The organism is Tardiphaga sp. 37S4 (assembly GCF_021044645.1).
In the GTDB taxonomy this organism is placed as follows: domain Bacteria; phylum Pseudomonadota; class Alphaproteobacteria; order Rhizobiales; family Xanthobacteraceae; genus Tardiphaga; species Tardiphaga robiniae.
The window spans coordinates 2,585,118-2,602,417 of the sequence record NZ_CP088008.1; the positions used below are offsets into that span (position 1 = coordinate 2,585,118).

15 protein-coding genes are annotated in these 17,300 nt (G+C 61.8%); 2 read left to right on the plus strand and 13 right to left on the minus strand.

Features of this window, described 5'->3' with window-relative positions; genetic code table 11:
• Positions 1-16: 16 nt before the first annotated feature.
• The 5 genes from LPB73_RS12630 to LPB73_RS12650 form a co-directional block, all read right to left on the minus strand.
• Positions 17-844, minus strand: coding sequence for a segregation and condensation protein A (locus LPB73_RS12630; protein ID WP_089264484.1), 828 nt, complete (start codon positions 842-844; stop codon positions 17-19).
• Positions 841-1,866: a beta-N-acetylhexosaminidase gene (gene nagZ / locus LPB73_RS12635; RefSeq protein ID WP_231080769.1), complete on the minus strand. Its 1,026-nt coding sequence runs from the start codon at positions 1,864-1,866 to the stop codon at positions 841-843. Before nagZ ends, LPB73_RS12630 begins: the two co-directional genes overlap by 4 nt.
• Positions 1,867-1,912: 46 nt before the next feature.
• Positions 1,913-3,397 (minus strand): SPOR domain-containing protein, encoded by a 1,485-nt coding sequence (locus LPB73_RS12640; RefSeq protein WP_231080770.1) that lies wholly within the window; start codon positions 3,395-3,397, stop codon positions 1,913-1,915.
• A 105-nt stretch (positions 3,398-3,502) separates the two neighbouring features.
• Positions 3,503-5,296, minus strand: coding sequence for an arginine--tRNA ligase (gene argS, locus LPB73_RS12645; protein WP_231080771.1), 1,794 nt, complete (start codon positions 5,294-5,296; stop codon positions 3,503-3,505).
• A 168-nt stretch (positions 5,297-5,464) separates the two neighbouring features.
• The gene (locus tag LPB73_RS12650) at positions 5,465-6,679 is read right to left on the minus strand and encodes a deoxyguanosinetriphosphate triphosphohydrolase (RefSeq protein ID WP_256461301.1); all 1,215 of its coding nucleotides are present in this window, start codon (positions 6,677-6,679) and stop codon (positions 5,465-5,467) included.
• 100 nt (positions 6,680-6,779) lie between these two features.
• Between LPB73_RS12650 and erpA the strand changes: the two genes are divergently transcribed.
• Positions 6,780-7,127, plus strand: coding sequence for an iron-sulfur cluster insertion protein ErpA (erpA, locus tag LPB73_RS12655; RefSeq protein ID WP_093758714.1), 348 nt, complete (start codon positions 6,780-6,782; stop codon positions 7,125-7,127).
• A 26-nt stretch (positions 7,128-7,153) separates the two neighbouring features.
• Here the strand turns inward: erpA and LPB73_RS12660 are convergent, their stop codons facing one another.
• The 3 genes from LPB73_RS12660 to LPB73_RS12670 are packed head-to-tail and all read right to left on the minus strand — an operon-like array spanning position 7,154 to position 12,270.
• Positions 7,154-7,996: an amidohydrolase family protein gene (locus LPB73_RS12660; RefSeq protein ID WP_231080772.1), complete on the minus strand. Its 843-nt coding sequence runs from the start codon at positions 7,994-7,996 to the stop codon at positions 7,154-7,156.
• An 11-nt stretch (positions 7,997-8,007) separates the two neighbouring features.
• Positions 8,008-11,136, minus strand: a complete 3,129-nt coding sequence (locus LPB73_RS12665) for an efflux RND transporter permease subunit (protein ID WP_231080773.1) — start codon at positions 11,134-11,136, stop codon at positions 8,008-8,010.
• Between the two features lie 3 nt (positions 11,137-11,139).
• Positions 11,140-12,270: an efflux RND transporter periplasmic adaptor subunit gene (locus tag LPB73_RS12670; RefSeq protein ID WP_089264722.1), complete on the minus strand. Its 1,131-nt coding sequence runs from the start codon at positions 12,268-12,270 to the stop codon at positions 11,140-11,142.
• 169 nt (positions 12,271-12,439) lie between these two features.
• On the opposite strand from LPB73_RS12670, the gene xth reads away from it, so the two are divergent.
• Positions 12,440-13,231, plus strand: a complete 792-nt coding sequence (gene xth, locus LPB73_RS12675) for an exodeoxyribonuclease III (protein ID WP_093758717.1) — start codon at positions 12,440-12,442, stop codon at positions 13,229-13,231.
• A gap of 222 nt (positions 13,232-13,453) precedes the next feature.
• On the opposite strand, the gene LPB73_RS12680 is transcribed toward xth, so the two are convergent.
• From LPB73_RS12680 to LPB73_RS12700, 5 genes are all read right to left on the minus strand, one after another.
• Positions 13,454-14,266 carry a tetratricopeptide repeat protein gene (locus tag LPB73_RS12680; RefSeq protein WP_093758718.1) on the minus strand — a complete coding sequence of 271 codons (813 nt, stop codon included), beginning with the start codon at positions 14,264-14,266 and terminating at the stop codon, positions 13,454-13,456.
• On the minus strand, positions 14,253-14,933 hold the full coding sequence (locus tag LPB73_RS12685) for a dihydroxy-acid dehydratase (protein WP_231080774.1): 681 nt from the start codon (positions 14,931-14,933) through the stop codon (positions 14,253-14,255). The genes LPB73_RS12680 and LPB73_RS12685 overlap by 14 nt, the downstream gene beginning before the upstream one ends.
• A gap of 289 nt (positions 14,934-15,222) precedes the next feature.
• A complete protein-coding gene (locus LPB73_RS12690; RefSeq protein WP_231080775.1) occupies positions 15,223-15,468 on the minus strand; it encodes a hypothetical protein in 246 nt (81 codons plus the stop codon).
• 163 nt (positions 15,469-15,631) lie between these two features.
• Positions 15,632-17,053 (minus strand): dihydrolipoyl dehydrogenase, encoded by a 1,422-nt coding sequence (gene lpdA, locus LPB73_RS12695; protein WP_092142492.1) that lies wholly within the window; start codon positions 17,051-17,053, stop codon positions 15,632-15,634.
• Complete coding sequence (locus LPB73_RS12700; protein WP_092142489.1) at positions 17,046-17,294, minus strand: hypothetical protein; 249 nt, start codon at positions 17,292-17,294, stop codon at positions 17,046-17,048. The genes lpdA and LPB73_RS12700 overlap by 8 nt, the downstream gene beginning before the upstream one ends.
• Between the last annotated feature and the right edge of the window lie 6 nt (positions 17,295-17,300).

Genomic DNA, 17,300 nt, shown 5'->3' on the forward strand with positions numbered 1-17,300 from the left:
GATCTCCTTCTTCCACTTACTCGGCCGGAACTTCCGGCTCCACCTGCACAGGCTGGGCGATGTGCTTGCGGAAATACAAAGGCGCGAATGCTTCTTTCTGGCTGAGGTCGAGCGTGCCCTCACGCACCAGTTCAAGCGCAGCTGCAAAACTCGAGGCCATCACCGTCGCGCGCTGCGCGGGGTCGGCGACATAGGCCAGCAGATATTCGTCGAGGCGGCTCCAGTCCTCTGCCATGCCGACCAACCGTTCCAGCGAGGCGCGCGCTTCGCTCAGCGACCAGACGGTGCGCTTGGCGAGATGGACGCGCGTCAGCACGCGAGCCTGGCGCTGGGTCGCATAGGCCGACAGCAGGTCGTAAAGCGTCGCCGTAAAGCGCGGATGCTTCACCTCGGCGATCGACTCGGGAACGCCGCGCGGAAAGATGTCGCGGTTGAGCTGCGGCCTGGTCATCAGCCTGTTCGAGGCTTCGCGGATGGCTTCGAGGCGGCGCAGCCGGTTGGCCAGCGCGGTCGCCATATCCTCGGCGCTCGGGCCTTCGCCCGGCACCGTCGTATCCGGCAGCAGCAGGCGCGACTTCAGGAATGCCAGCCACGCCGCCATCACCAGATAGTCGGCAGCGAGTTCCAGACGGATCTTCCGCGCGGCTTCGATGAACAGCAGGTACTGGTCGGCCAGCGCGAGGATCGAAATCTTGTGCAGGTCGACCTTCTGCTGACGTGCGAGCGCGAGCAGCAGGTCGAGCGGGCCTTCGTAACCTTCGACGTCGACGACCAGCGCCGGCTCGTCGTCGGGAACGACCTCGGCCGGCAGTCCGGTTTCAAACGACAAAATCTCAGCGCTCATGCACTTGCTCCTGCTCGAGCGATCAAGGCGTCCAGCTCCGCGCGGCCGGCGGTACGGTCGAACGGCTGCGGCTGACGGCGAGCAGCAAGAGCCGCCTTGGCGCGCTCAAGCGCCTTCCCAGCCAGAACCGGGGTCTCGCTGACGACGTCGCGCATCTCGTCCAGCTTGCCGTTGCAATGCAGGACCATGTCGCACCCGGCGCTGACGATCGCCCGCGTGCGTTCCGCGATCGATCCCGCCAGAGCATTCATGGACACGTCATCACTCATCAACAAACCTTGGAACCCGATACTGCCGCGAATCACCTGCTCGATGATTGTCGCAGAAGTCGTGGCCGGTTGGGTGGCGTCCAGAGCGCTAAACACAACATGTGCAGTCATCGCCATCGGCAGGTCGGCGAGCGGACGAAACGCTTCGAAATCAGAGGCTTCGAGCTCACTCTTCGCGTTATCCACGATCGGCAATTTGAAATGGGTGTCGGCCGTAGCCCGACCATGGCCGGGAATGTGTTTGAGGACCGGTAGAATGCCACCTTGCGAGAGACCGTCGGTCACGGCGCGGGCAATAATCGCGACCTTGCCGGGCTGGGTGCCATAGGCGCGATTGCCGATCACGGCATCAGCGCCTTCCACCGGGACGTCTGCCAGCGGCAGGCAGTCCACGGTGATACCGAGGTCCACAAGGTCACTCGCGATGAGCCGTGAGCTCAGCCAGGCGGCCCTGAGGCCTGCTTCCGGGTCCGCGTCATAGAGCGTGCCGAACACAGCACCGGGCGGATAGACCGGCCAGTGCGGCGGTCCCAGACGCTGCACACGCCCGCCTTCTTGGTCGATCAGGACCGGCGCATCGAGATCACCGGTCGCGCCGCGTAAATCTTCAACAAGTCGAGCGACTTGGGCGGGATTATCAATATTACGCTTGAAGAGAATGAAGCCCCACGGCCGTTCTGCGCGCAAAAATGCGCGCTCTTCAGCGGTCAGCTCCAGCCGAGATACACCGGTGATGAATGCGCGTGTGCTCATGGGGCCGATTAGCCCCCATCAACGCCCAGGGTCAAGGAAACGGCCGTTAATTCCTTTGGACGACGCACTGTCCGCCGGCAGATTTCAGGTTCCCGCAGACCTGCGAGGCTTCTTCCTGCGAGCCGAACGGTCCGACCATGGCCCGATAATAGGTCCCCTTGTCGCCAAGGTCGGCCTTCTTGATCAACGGCGCACGCGATCCCAGCACCGAGGGGAACTTGGTCTGCAGGGCGCGGAACGACGCCTGCGCATCACCCTCCGACCGCTGGGACGATACCTGGACCACATAGCCGCCGCCGGAGGCGACCGGGGCCGCCTGCTGGGTCGGGTTGGTCGAGGCCATACGTGAGGGCGCCGGTGGAGCGGCTGCAGCCGGAGGCGCAGCCTGCGGCGACAGTGACATCGGGGCATTGGCTGATGCGTTGGCATTGGTCGCGCGCGGTGCCGCAGCGGGCGCGGCTGCAGGAACCGCTGCCGGAGCGGCGATGCGGGCTGGCGCCTGACGCGCGGCCGGTGTGGCTCCCGCGTCGGACTGGTCACCCTTGACGGCAAAAGTACGGATCTTGCGAGGCTCATCGCCCTGCATCGCGCCATTGCCCACCATCGGCTTGTTGGATGGCGAGACGCTGGCTGTCGATGGCGGGTTGGCGTTCTGGTTCAGCGGCGGGAATACCACGCGCGGACCAGCCTTGGTGGCATCCTGCACGTTGACGGGCTGCTCTTCGCGCGACACCAACCGCTCGGGGGCTGCGCCGCCGAGACGATCTTGAATCGGCTTGCCGTCGGCCGCGGCTGTCGCCGACGGCGGGACGATCTTGTTCGGACCGGGCTCGGCCTTGATCACCGGCGGTTCGCCGGTGCGCGCCGATCCCATAAATGTACGATAGGCGAAGGCAGCACCGGTACCCACTACGGCCAGCGCCAGCACGATGGCGACGGTCGCCATGCCACCGCGGCGCTTCGGCGCCTCTTCCTGCTCGGCATAACCGTCCTGATAGGCGTAGGGATCATCCTGATACTGATCGTCCTGCGGATGCTGGGCCTGTGCGCCATCGGCGTGGCCATACAGCGCATCGTCATAACGATTGGGATCATGCGGCGCGTGAGCCTGGTCGTACTGGCCCTGATAGTCCTGCGCCTGATGATCCGTATGCGCGGCAAATGCCGGCGCCTGATGATAATCGGCCTCCGGCTGCAGATGCTGCGGCTCCTGATGCTGAGCGCCGTAACGCTGCACCGGATGAAGATTCTCGAACTCCTGCTGCTGCGGCTCGTGGGCTGCTGCACGCTGCATCCATGGCGGCGGGCCGGGCTGCGCGGGTTCTTCCTCATATTCCGGCTCGTCCTGATAGGCCGGTTCAGCCTGGCGCGGCGCGGGCGCAGGGCGGCTGTTGCTCGCGAACGGGTCGGTCTGCCCGATCAGCCGCGCGAGTTCGGCGAGCGGATCGCCCTCGCCCTTCGTCCGCGATTGAGCGTCGCGGCCGTAATCGTCATCCGCTGGGAAAGGTCGGTTCTGGTATCGATTAGCCATTGTGATGTCGCATCCCCTTCGGGAAAGCCGCCAACCCGCTTTTCAAACGAAACAGCTGCTATCAAGAACCACCCACAGATCCCCATGTGAGCGGCCGTCCCCTGTCTACCGCATCTCGTCCGGTGCGGTGACGCCGAGAACGGCGAGGCCCGAAGCCAGGACTGAGACGACGCTCTGGACGAGTGCCAATCGCGCTTTGGTAAGTTCTGCATCATTAGTGATAATGAAGCGTAAATGAGGCATATCCCGTCCGCGCGTCCAGAGCGCATGAAATTCGCTGGCGAGATCATACAGATAGAAAGCTATGCGGTGCGGCTCATGCGCCGTGGCCGCAGATTCTATCATCCGTGGGTACAATGCTAACTGCCGCATCAGGCCCAGTTCGGCAACATCGTCGAGCCGCTCCATTACCGCGTCTTTCAGATAGGCAATGCGGGCCTCGGTTTCCAGAGGCAGGTCGGCCAGCATCTCCCGCGCATTGCGGAAGATCGAATGGCCACGGGCATGGCCATACTGCACGTAGAAAACCGGATTGTCCTTGGACTGCTCGATCACCTTGGCGAGGTCGAAATCCAGCACCGCGTCGTTCTTCCGGAACAGCATCATGAAGCGCACGGCGTCGGAGCCGACCTCGTCGACCACTTCGCGCAGGGTAACGAAATCGCCGGAGCGCTTCGACATCTTCACCGGCTCGCCATTGCGCAACAGCTTCACAAGCTGCACGATCTTGACGTCGAGTTCAGCCTTCCCTGCCGTTACCGCCTTGATCGCCGCCTGCACACGCTTGATATAGCCGCCGTGATCGGCGCCCCAGACGTCGACCATGTTGAGGAAGCCACGGTCGAACTTGGTCTTGTGATAGGCGATATCGGACGCAAAATACGTGTAACCGCCATCCGACTTCAGCAGCGGACGATCGACATCGTCGCCATAGGCGGTGGCGCGGAACAGGGTCTGCTCGCGGTCTTCGTAATCGTCGATCGGCTTGCCCTTTGGCGGTGGCAGCCGGCCGATATAGACGTCACCCTTGCCGCGCAGGAATTCGATCGTTGCGCCGACCATGTCGGTACCGCCATCGATCAGCGAACGTTCCGAGAAGAACACTTCATGCGTGATGTTGAGCGCGGCGAGATCGCCGCGGATCATCTCCATCATCATGGAAATGGCCCTGGGCCGCACGATCGGCAGCCACTTGTCTTCGGTCATCTGGTTGAGCGCGCCGGCGTGTTCGGCGGCCAGCGCCTGCCCGACCGGAACCAGATAGTCCCCTGGATAAAGCCCTTCCGGGATTTCGCCGATGGTCTCGCCGAGTGCCTCGCGGTAGCGGAGGAACGCCGAGCGCGCGAGCACGTCGACCTGTGCGCCGGCGTCGTTGATGTAGTATTCGCGGGTGACGTCATAACCGGCGCAATCGAGCAGGCTCGCCAGTGCATCGCCAAACACGGCGCCGCGGCAATGGCCAACATGCATCGGTCCCGTCGGATTGGCCGACACGTATTCGACATTGACCTTCTCACCGGCTCCGACCGCGCTCCGGCCATACGAGGCACCGTCGCGCAGCACCGCGCGCAATGCGTCGGCCCAGGCGGACGACTTCAGCGTGAGATTGATGAAGCCGGGTCCGGCGACATCCACCGACGTGACCAGATCGTCTTCGCGCAGCTTCGCAGCGATAGCGTCAGCCAGATCGCGCGGCTTGGCTCTCGCCTCTTTCGCCAGCACCATTGCGGCATTGCTCGCCATGTCGCCATGCGACGCGTCCTTGGTCGGCTCTACCACGACGCGCGACAGATCGATGCCAGCCGGCAGCACGCCTGCACCGACGAGGGCGTTACAAATCGCATGAACGCGCGCGAGCACGTTGGCAAACAGATGCGGGGACGGAGCGGTGGTGGCCATGGCGGTACGGGAACCAGAACTTGCGCCGGATCATTCCGGCTGGATTTGTATCAGGAGGATGGATAGCGGTTTGGTTTGCGTTCCGCTGCATTTTGTTTGAATCCAAGCAAATGCAAGGCAACGGAAATTACAAATATTTAAGCCCTGAAAGGCACTTAGACGTGTCGCCTAACGCAATTCGGGGGTCGAGTCAAAGAGCCGGATATGTTCGGTGATGGCAAAACGGTCGGTCATCCCGGCAATGAAATTGCCGATCCGGCGCGCCTGTTCGCCCTCCGATTCCGGCTCGGCGCCTTGAGGGGGCAGCCATTCAGGCGGCAGATCCTCGGGCGCGCGCTGATAGCGTGCGAACAGGTCGGTAACCAGACATTCCGCCTCGACCATCACCCGCATGACACGCTCATGGCGATACATGTGCTGCCAGAGGAAGGCCTTGATCCCAGCCTCGGCTTCTGCCGCGTCGGCACGAAACGCGACGAGCTTGCGCCCGCCGCGGCGAATGTCCTCCGCGGATTTCGGCAACAAAGCGGCTAGTCGTTGTTCCGTCTCGCCGACGACCGCACCGATCAGATAGGAAATCAGCTCGCGCACCAGTTCGGCGCCGCGGCGGCTCTCGTCGAGACCGGGATAGCGTCCATCGATCTCTGCGATCATGCCTTGCGTCAGCGGCATCGCCTTGAGGTCATCGACGGTGAACAGCCCTGCGCGCAGTCCGTCATCGATGTCATGAGCGTTGTAAGCGATATCATCGGCAATCGCCGCGACCTGAGCTTCAAGCGAAGCGAAGCTGGACAGCTCCAGATCAAAGGTGCGGTCATATTCGGTGATCCCGAACGGCACGCCATGGGTGGCATAACGTCCCACGGGGGCGCCTAACGCGTTCGTCAGCGGCCCGTTGTGCTTGACGATGCCTTCGAGGGTTTCCCAAGTCAGGTTGAGGCCATCGAATTCCGGATAGCGATGCTCAAGTGACGTGACGAGGCGCAAGGTCTGTGCGTTGTGATCGAAGCCGCCATGGGCCTCGAGACAGGCATCCAGCGCCCGCTCGCCGGCATGGCCGAACGGCGGATGGCCGATGTCATGGGCCAGCGCCAGGGTCTCGGTCAGGTCTTCGTCGAGCCCCAGTTGCCGGGCTACGGCGCGGGCGATCTGCGCCACTTCCAAAGTGTGGGTGAGACGGGTGCGATAATGATCGCCCTCGTGGAACACAAAGACCTGGGTCTTGTGCTTGAGGCGCCGAAACGCGGTCGAATGGATGACCCGGTCGCAATCTCGGCGAAACGCGCTGCGGGTCCGGCTCGGAGCCTCGGAAAACAGCCGTCCGCGGCTGCGATCGGGGTCGCAGGCATAGGGTGCGCGGGGAGCAGCCATTCCGACCGACACGGCGTGTTTATCCTTGATCCAATTGATTCCTGAGCCTGCCGCACTTAACTATGGGGAGCGGCAGATTCAAATGGTTCGAATCCTGCCCGGAGAGCCAGATATGACCGACACTGCAGTCACCGAGGCCCCCCTCACCGTCAGCGCGCGTGCTGCGCGCCGGATCGGCGAGATCCTCAAGACCGAAGGCAACGGCGCCATGCTCCGCGTGTCGGTTGAAGGCGGCGGCTGCTCCGGCTTCCAGTACAAGTTCGACGTCGAGCGCGCCAAGGCGGACGACGACATCCTGATCGAACGTGACAGCGCCGTGGTGCTGGTCGACCCCTCCTCAGCACCGTTCCTGGCCGGCTCCGAACTCGACTTCGTCGATGACCTGATCGGCGCCTCGTTCCGCGTCGTCAATCCGAACGCGACGGCGTCCTGCGGCTGCGGGACCAGCTTCTCGATCTGACCTCTATTCTGCTCATTTAGATCGGTCTATTTCACGGCGAACAGCGCCCGCGCATTGCCGTGCGCGATCTGTTTAGCGACCGCCGGCGGCAGTTGCGCCAGCCATGCGCGATAGCCATCCATGATATCGCCATAGCTCGCCCAGCGTTCCGGCACCCAGGTGTCGGAGCCCAGCAGGAAGCGATCGGGGTAGCGCTCGAACAGCACGCGCCATTGCGGCGTCAGTTTGCCTGATCCGTCCACGATGCCGCTGCGGTAAGACAATTCACCCCACAGTTTCGGGTATTTTATCAGCATCGCTGCGACACGGTCCGGCGCGAGGCTAAAGCCGGTATGTGCCCAGATGATCTGCGCACGCGGATTGTGCCGCATCAGGATCTCGACCGCTTCGTCGTCGGCATGGGCGTGCAGATAGAGATTGTTGGCCACGGCAAAATCAACGGTCTTCTTGACCATCTCGGTATCGGCCGCCTTGCCTGTCAGATGAAATTCGCCGACGCCACGATAGTAGCCGCGCTTGAACTCCTCCTGCACGAGATCGAAGATCACGGGATCGTTGAACCAGCTGCCGATATCGGCGCGCACGCGATACGGCCGGATGAACGGCACGACCTGCAGCTCACCCGCCTTGCCCTTCGCCTTGTCGTCCATCAGCACATGCGTGCCAGTGTTCGGACGGCTGGTGGCGAGAATGCCGGTGACGCGGTTCTTCCTGAAAACCTCCAACACTTCGTCGGGCTGATAATACGGCTTCGGCTCCCAGTTGTAATGCAAATGGGCATCGAAGATTTCGATCCGATCGTCGGCACGAACCGGCGCGACAACGAGTGCAGCCAGCAAAGCGGCCGCAGTGAGTGTTCTCACCGGCATTGAAGACATCCCTATTCCGCAGCCACGACGCGCGGACGATCGTCGTGGTCTTCTTCCTCGAGCTGCGGCTGCAGCTTGCGCTTCAGCTTGCGGTCGATGCGGTCGAGATAGATGTAGATGACCGGCGTGATGAACAGCGTCAGCAATTGCGAGACACACAGACCGCCGACCACGGCAACACCAAGCGGCTGACGCAGTTCGGCGCCGGCACCGGCGCCGAGCGCGATCGGCAGCGTGCCGAAGATGGCCGCAAAAGTCGTCATCATGATCGGGCGGAAACGCAGCAGCGCGGCTTCGCGGATCGCGTGTTCGGCCGACAGGCCGACGCGACGACGCTCGAGTGCGAAGTCGACCATCATGATCGCGTTCTTCTTGACGATGCCGACCAGCATCACAATGCCGATCATGGCAATGACCGACATTTCCATCTTGAACAGCATCAGCGTCAGGATCGCGCCGATACCCGCCGATGGCAGGCCGGAGATGATTGTGATCGGGTGGATGAAGCTCTCGTAGAGGATACCGAGGATCACGAAGGCCGCGAACACGGCGGCGAGGATCAGTACGCCCTGCCCGCGCAACGAATCCTGGAACACCTGCGCCGTGCCAGAGAAGCCGGTAGCGATGGTCACCGGCAGTTTGGAATCCGCCTCGATTTGCGTGATCTGGTCTACCGCATAACCCAGCGAATAGCCGGGCACGAGGTTGAACGAGATCGTCACCGCCGGCTGCTGACCCTGATGGTTGATCTGCAGCGGCCCAACCGTCGGTACCAGACGCGCGACCGCACTCAGCGGAATGGTCTGGTTGTTCGATGTCTTCATATAGAGCTTGGAGAGATCGCTCGGATCGATCCGGAACTGCGGCTGTGCTTCCAGAATGATCTGATAGTCGTTGGTCGGCATATAGATGGTGCCGACCTGACGCGAGCCGAACGCATTATAGAGCTGGTTACGAACCTGATCGACGGTGACGCCGTAGACCGCCGCCTTTTCGCGGTCGATATCGACCGTCATCTGCGGGTTCTTGATGTAGAGGTCGGTGGTCACATCGAGCAGGCCCGGCACCTTGGCGATGCGGTCGCGCATCTCCGGCGATACGCGATACAGCGTGTCGGTGTCGCTGCCCTGAAGCACGTATTGATACTGGCTCTTCGACGGTCGGCCGCCGATGTTCAGATTCTGGATGCTCTGGAAGAAGGCCTGCAAGCCAGGAACGGCCAACGACTTCTGGCGCAGCCGCGTCATCACCACCTGTGCGGGATCACGATCCTGGCGCGGTTTCAGCGCAACGAACAGACGACCGTAATTCGCCGTCGCATTCGGACCGCCGGAGCCCACGGTGCTGTTGATGTATTCGACGGCAGGATCGGATTTCAGCAGATCAGCGAGCGCTTGCTGCCGCGCACTCATCGCTTCGAAGGACGTATCGGTTGCGGCTTCAGTCGTACCGGTCAGGAACCCGGTATCCTCCTGCGGGAAGAAGCCCTTCGGTACGATGTTGTAGAGATAAACGGTGCCGCCGAGGGTCGCGAGCGTCACCACCAACATGATGCCCTTGTGTGCCAGTACGCGATCGAGCGCCCATTCGTAACCACGCAGCCAAGCCGCAAATATGCGCTCGAAACCGCGCAGGATGAAATTTTCCTTGTGCTCGGGATTGTGCGCCTTGAGCACGCGCGCGCAGAGCATGGGCGTCAGCGTCAGCGACACGAAGCCGGAGACGATGATCGCCACCGCGATCGTCACCGCGAATTCACGGAACACGCGGCCGACAATTCCGCCCATCAGCAGCACGGGAATGAACACCGCGATCAGCGAGAAGGTGATCGAGACGATAGTGAAACCGATTTCGCGCGCGCCCTTCAGTGCCGCGTCGAACGGCTTCATGCCGAGCTCGATGTGTCGGACGATATTCTCCAGCATGACGATGGCGTCGTCGACAACGAAGCCGACGGACAGTGTCAACGCCAGCAGCGTCATGTTGTTGATGGAGTAGTCCAGCATGTACATCGCGGCGCATGTGCCGAAGATCGAGATCGGCACCGCCAGTGCGGGGATCAAGGTCGCGGAGGCTGAGCGCAGGAACAGGAAGATCACGAAGATCACCAGCACGACGGCGATCAGCAATGTCTCCTCGACGTCGGCGACGGCTTCGCGGACCGAGATCGAGCGGTCCATCATCATATTGACTTCGACCGATGGCGGCAATTGCGCGCGCAGCGACGGCAACTTGGCGCGGACGCCGTCGACCACAGCGACCGTGTTGGCGTCGGGTTGCTTCTGGATCGCCAGCACGATGGCGCGCTCACCATTCAACCATGTCGCGACCTTGTCGTTTTCGACGGCGTCATAGATCTTGGCGACTTCGTTCAGCTTGACCGGCGAGCCATTGCGCCAGGCGACAACGACCTGGCCATAGTCGGCGGCCTTGGACATCTGTCCGGATGCCTGCAACGAGATGTCCTGCTTCGGTCCGTTCAGAGTTCCGACCGGCGTCGAAGAGTTCGCGCGTGACACCGCCGTGCGGATATCTTCAAGCGACAATCCACGAGCCGCCGCAGCTTCGGGATCGGCCTGGACGCGAATGGCGAATTTCTGCGTACCATAGATCAGCACCTGCGCCACGCCGGGGATCTGCGACAGCGCCTGTCCGATGGTGATATCGCCGAATTCATTGACGGCCGAGAGCGGCAGCGTCGATGAACTCAGCGCAATGAACAGCACCGGAAAGTCGCCGGGATTCACCTTGCGGAAGCTCGGCGGGATCGTCATTTCGATCGGCAACCGGCGCTGTGCGATCGTCAGCGCGGTCTGCACGTCCAGCGCCGCCGCATCGATATTGCGGTTAAGATCGAACTGAATGATGATCTGGGTCGTTCCCTGCGACGAGCTCGACGACATCGAAGAGATACCAGCGATGGTCGAGAGCTGACGCTCAATGATGCCAGCGACCGAGGCCGCCATCGTGTCGGCGCTGGCGCCTGGCAGGGTCGCCGTCACCGCGATGGTCGGAAAGTCCACTTTCGGAAGCGCCGACACCGGCAGCAACCGGAAACCGAAAATGCCAAACGCGATAATCGTCGCCGTGATGAGCGTGGTCATCACAGGGCGACGGATGCAGAGCTCCGAGAGGGTCATGTTTTATGCCCCGGCCTTGCGAGCCCGGGCTTCGACCCGTGTGCCTTGTGTCAGCAAGAGCTGGCCGTCGACGACGACGTCCTCATCCCCTTTTAAACCCGACGAGATCACCGAAATCCCCTGGAAGGTCCGATCGACTTCGACAGGCTGAACACGGGCGACGCCGTCCTTCACCATGAAGACGAAGTTCCCGGTCTGGCTGCGCTGCACGGCCACGGTGGGCACAACAACGCCGTCCTCGGTGCGCACGATCAATTTGGTCTGTACCAGAATGCCCGGCCACAGGGTTTCGTTCGGATTGCTCATGATGCCGCGCACAGTGACCATGCCGGTGGTGGAATCCACAGTGTTTTCCACCATCGCCACCTTGCCGGTTTCAGAACGGCCGCTGTTCGGGATGGTCGCAATGACCGAGGTCGATCCCGCCGCCATCGCTTCGCGCAGATCGCCAAGCACGCGCTGCGGAATGGCGAAGGAGACATAGACCGGAGCCATCTGATTGATGGTGGCGAGCGGCGCCGTATCAGCCGGGCGCACGAAATTGCCGACCTTCACATTGGCTGCACTGATCCGGCCGGAGAACGGCGCGCGAATGATGGTGTAGCTCTTCTGGACCTTGAGATTATCGAGCGCCGACTGATCGGCCCGGATGGTTCCGGCCAGGATGTCGGATTGGGTCTTGGCATTATCGACGCTCACTTGGGTGGTAGCGCCCTTCCCGATCAGATCGGTAAAGCGCCGCACGTCGCGTTCCGCACCGGCCAGTTGGGCCTGATCGCGGGCCAGCGTGCCTTCGGCCTGCTCGATCTGGGCATCAATCTGCCGCGAATCGAGGGTGAACAGCAGATCGCCTTCCTTGACCTTGGCGCCGTCTTCAAAATGCACCGAGGTGATGGTGGTTTCCACCCGCGACTTGAGCGCGACACTCGAAATCGGCGTTACTGTACCGATCGAATCGACATCGACCGGAACCGGTTTGCGTTCCGCCTTGGCAATCTCGACCGCAACGATCCGCGCGCGCTGCGGGGCCTGTGCATTGGTGTTGCCACCGGTCCACGAGGAGCGCGTCGTGTAGGCCGCAACCGCGGCAGCGCCGACGAGAACGAGTAGAGCGATCGATGTGCGTTTCTTCATATGGTCCATGTCACCTGGTACAGAAGATCGGGTCGCCCCCGTTTCCCGCCCATGGCAGCTTTAAAGACAGCGTCTGTGCGCTTTAGGCTTAAAGCTTATCATGTTGGCAGGGATGATGGTATGCCACGTTGACGTATTTTTGCCATTGTTGTTACCGGAATCCCATCAGATGAGAATTGCCACCTGGAATGTGAATTCTGTCCGCCAGCGACTGGACCATCTGGTGACGTGGCTGCGCGACTGCTCACCGGACATCGTCTGCCTGCAGGAGATCAAATGCCTCGATGAGGCGTTTCCGCGCGAGCCCATCGAGGCGCTCGGCTACAATGTCGTCACCCACGGCCAGAAGACCTTCAACGGTGTTGCCCTGCTCTCGAAATATCCGCTGGAGGAAGCCACGCCCCGGCTGGCGGGCGACGACGAGGATCTCCATGCGCGCTTCATCGAAGGCGTAGTGTCGCTGAAATCCGGGGTGGTCCGGGTTGCCTGCCTGTATCTGCCCAACGGCAATCCGGTCGACACCGAGAAGTATCCCTACAAGCTGAAATGGATGTCGCGGCTGCAGGAATTCACCAAGCTGCGGCTGAAGACCGAGGAGCCGTTGATTCTCGCCGGCGACTTCAACGTCATCCCGGCGGCGGCCGACGCCTATAATCCGGCGGCCTGGATCAATGACGCGCTGTTCAAGCCGGAAACCCGCGCGAGCTTCCAAACCCTGCTCGGATTGGGGATGACCGACGCCCTGCGCGCCGTCACCGACGAACCCGGCCAGTACACGTTCTGGGATTATCAGGCCGGCGCCTGGCAGAAGAACTGGGGCATCCGCATCGACCACCTGCTGCTATCGCCGCAGGCCAGCGACAAGCTGATCGACGTCGGGATCGACAAATATGTGCGCGCCTGGGAGAAGCCGAGCGATCACGTGCCGGTGTGGGTCGATCTGGATCTTGAAGCGGCGTAAAGGCCGGTCGCCAAGCGCTCCCCAAACACAAATTGTCATCGCCCAGCTTGACCGGGCGATCCAGCAAACGCCCGGGGCAACGTTCCGAGACGGCGCCTGACGCGAGCACTCGTTGATAATAATGAAGGCTGGCGATTACTGGGTCACCCGGTCAAGCCGGGTGACGACTGTCGAGTGTGAGGTCATCGCGCTCGGAAACGGTCGCTTAGTCCGGGACAACCCTCAGTCCCGTTTGCCGGACACCCAGTGCTCGAGCATCTGCAGCGCCATGGCGCGGTCGTCTTCGGAGGCCTTGGCGATCGCCTTGTTGTAGCTGTCGCGAATCCAGGTGTCGTCCGGGCCGGCATTGTCGCGGGCCAGCGTCAGCCACATCAGACCGCGCGCCATCTGCCGTGGCAGCGATTCACCGTTGAACAGCATCTGGCCGAGCAACGCCTGCGCCTGGTGCTGGCCCTTCTGCGCAGCAAGGCCCAGCCAGCGGGCGCCATACTTGGTGTCGCGCGGGGTACCGATGCCCTTCAAATACAGCCGGGCCAGATCGTATTGTGCGTCGGCATTGCCGAAATAGGACGCAGCGTAGGAGAACATCTCGCGCGCGCGTTCGGTGTCGGCCTTGATCTTCGAATTCGGAATGCCGTCGAGGTAATAGCGACCGAGCGCCACGAAGGCGTTGGCGACGATGGTGGCCTGCGGCGCGGACGGCGAGTCCTCGGCATGGGCATTGGCGATACGGCTGAAATATTCGAAGGCGCGCAGGTCGTCCTGTGCCACACCGTTACCGTCGGCATACATCCGGCCGAGCTTCCACTGGGCGATCGGATGACCGCCTTCGGCGGCATATTGGAGCGCAGTCAGCGAGGTGTCAGGCTTGGCGGACTTCTTCAAGACCGGAGCAGCACCGGGAATGGTCGTTACAACTGGCAGGGCCGCGTCGCTGCTGCCAACGGGCGCACCGTCAAAGGCAAAGGCCGGCGCGGCCACTGACGCGGCCCCCAAAGCAAACGCTACAAAAATGGTACGCTCAACTATCCGCATAACAGTATTTCTCGTGGGCCCGGCCAGTTTGGGTCACGGCGCAACCAATGGCCGATCCAACCTGCTGGGCATATGTCCACAGCGTCCCTGACATATGGTTAGTCGCGCGACGCTTCCGTTTGGTCGGGTGCGCGGCCAATTCTTTGTCGGTCAATTTTACGTTAAGGCAGCCCTCACCGGTTTCGCGCCCGATGGTGCTACCGCCCATCGATTCGAAGGTGTCAGGAGCCAGAGTCCCCTTCGATCCAACAAGGTCACCGATAACGGCGATCAGCTTGTCGGCAGAACGAATGACGTCCTGATGGGAATTCCGCGTCACGGGCTTCATTTTCTCCGCGATCGTCTGCCCCGTCGCAGTGAGGCACGCTCCCTGCGACCGGCTGTGATCGAGCAATGTCGTCTTCAGCAACAGTATGTCGGCAACTTCCAATATGTCTTTGGCGACATAACGGCTCACCCGCTTCAAATCGGTGCCATATGGTGTCTTTTTGAAGATTTCGACGGTGCGAGATTCTTCCGCGCGCAGCTCTTGGCCGGCGACGGCCTGTTCGCCTTGTGACATAGCCAGACTCATCGCGGACGGGAGCGCGACACGCAACGCCTGCTCCCGGCCCTCCGTCATAAGACGGCTAGGCAAACGCGACTTGATGTTCGTCTTGGCGTCCATCGCGAACCTGGTTTCTCAGGCCGCTTCGGCGATCCGGGACAATCCCACTGACATCCCGCCGATCAACAAAGCGCTCCAGCCTTCTGGCTGGTGAGAAATGATTTCACGAAGGCGTGTGGCCAAATAGCGGCGGTTACAATACCCACAGCACGACAGGGTTAAATCTTGGGGGACTGTGGCAACCAAGCAACATTTGTGGCGCACCGGCAACCCTTTTGAGCGAGGCTAAAATCGCTGCCGCGTTACCGGAAAGTCGGCGCAAGGCCGACCTTTCCATTCGTTGCCGATCTCAACGTCCGGCGGGCGCGGAGGTGGCACCACCGTAGACCAGCCCGGGATAAACACCGCGGACGAGCACGGGATCACGGCCCCAGCCCGGGTAATAGGCGAAGGCATCGCGTGAGTCGCCATGGGTTGTAACGGCCTGCGGTTGAGCATGCCGGTGTGCAGAGCGCTGCTCTGACGCAGTGGCGACACCGGACATTATCAGAGCAATGAGGGCCGAAGCCGCGGCAGTGGTGATCGTTGTTTTCATGAAAAGCTCCCTGAATTTAGCGTCACTCGGAAATGACAGCACTTTGCGCCTTGGACGCATTCGCGTCTGACCTTGACGGCAGATAACGTCGGGAGACCGGAACGTAAGCCCGCCGCAACTTCACGATGCGGCGATCAAAATTATCGATCGGAAATGCTTCCGACTACGTATTCAGGACGCGCCCATAGGCGTCGAGCACGGCTTCCTTCATCGTCTCCGAGATGGTCGGATGCGGGAAGATGGTGTGGAAGAGTTCCTCTTCCGTGGTCTCCAGGTTCATGGCGACCACAAAGCCCTGGATCATCTCGACGACCTCAGCGCCGACCATATGGGCGCCGAGCAGCTGGCCGGTCTTCTTGTCGAAGATCACCTTCACCATGCCCTGGTCCTCGCCCTGGGCGATGGCCTTGCCATTGGCGACGAAGGGGAAGCGGCCGACGCGGATGTCCTTGCCGGCTTCCTTGGCCTTGGCTTCGGTGAGACCGACCGAGGCCACCTGCGGGTGACAATAGGTACAGCCCGGGATCAGCGACTTGTCCATTGCATGCGGGTTCATCCCCTTGATCGCCTCGACGCAGATCACGCCCTCATGCTCGGCCTTGTGGGCCAGCATCGGCGGACCGGCGACGTCGCCGATGGCATAGATGCCGGGCACGTTGGTCTTGCCGTATTTGTCGATCACGATACAGCCGCGCTCGGTCTTCACGCCGAGCTTCTCGAGGCCAAAGCCTTCGATATTGCCGACCACGCCGACCGCCGAGATGACGCGGTCGACGGTGAGTTGCTGGGTAGCCCCCTTGCCATCTTCGATGGTCACGGTGACCGAATCCGACTTCTTGTCGAGCTTGGTCACCTTCGCGCCGGACATGATCTTGATGCCCTGCTTCTCGAACTGTTTGCGGGCGAAACCGGCGATCTCGGCGTCTTCGACCGGCAGGATCTGCGGCAGCACCTCGACCACAGTCACGTCGGCGCCCATGGTCTTGTAGAACGACGCGAATTCGATGCCGATGGCGCCGGAGCCGACCACCAGCAGCGACTTCGGCATCTTGTCGGGGTTCATGGCCTCGAAATAGGTCCAGACCAGCTTCTTGTCGGGCTCGAGACCCGGCAGCACGCGCGGCCGGGCGCCGGTGGCGACGATGATATGCTTGGCAGTATAGCTGCCTGCCCCGAGCGCGCCCTTGGGTGCTGCGGCTTCCGTCTTCTTGACAGTGAACTTGCCCGGCGCATCCAGGGTCGCTTCACCCCAAATGATCGAGATCTTGTTCTTGTTCATCAGATATTCGACGCCGCCGCTGAGGCGCTTCACGACGCCGCGCGAGCGCGCGATCACGGCCTTGATGTCGAACGTCACGTTGTCCGCCGACAGGCCATAATCCTTGGCATGCTGCATGTAGTGATAGATTTCCGCCGAGCGCAGCAGCGCCTTGGTCGGGATACAGCCCCAGTTATTGCAGATGCCGCCGAGATAGGCCTTCTCGACGATCGCCGTCTTGAAGCCGAGCTGCGCGGCACGAATGGCCGTCACATAGCCGCCGGGACCGGAGCCGATGACGACGACGTCGAAGGATGTATCAGCCATGGGTCACTCCACTCGCCAATCGGCGCTGTCTTGAAATCAGAAATTTTCGGATGCCGAATTCGATCAATCCCAGCGCCGCAAGGATGCCCAGCGCGCAATAGACCAAAAACTGTCCCAGGCTGCGCGCCAGTTGTTCACCTGAATGAAACGCGTTGTCGATGATCCCATATCCAACCGGATTCAGCGCAGCGACGGCGGCGGTCAATAGCGAGATCCAGGGCCATGATGTTTTGACTTTCATGAGCCA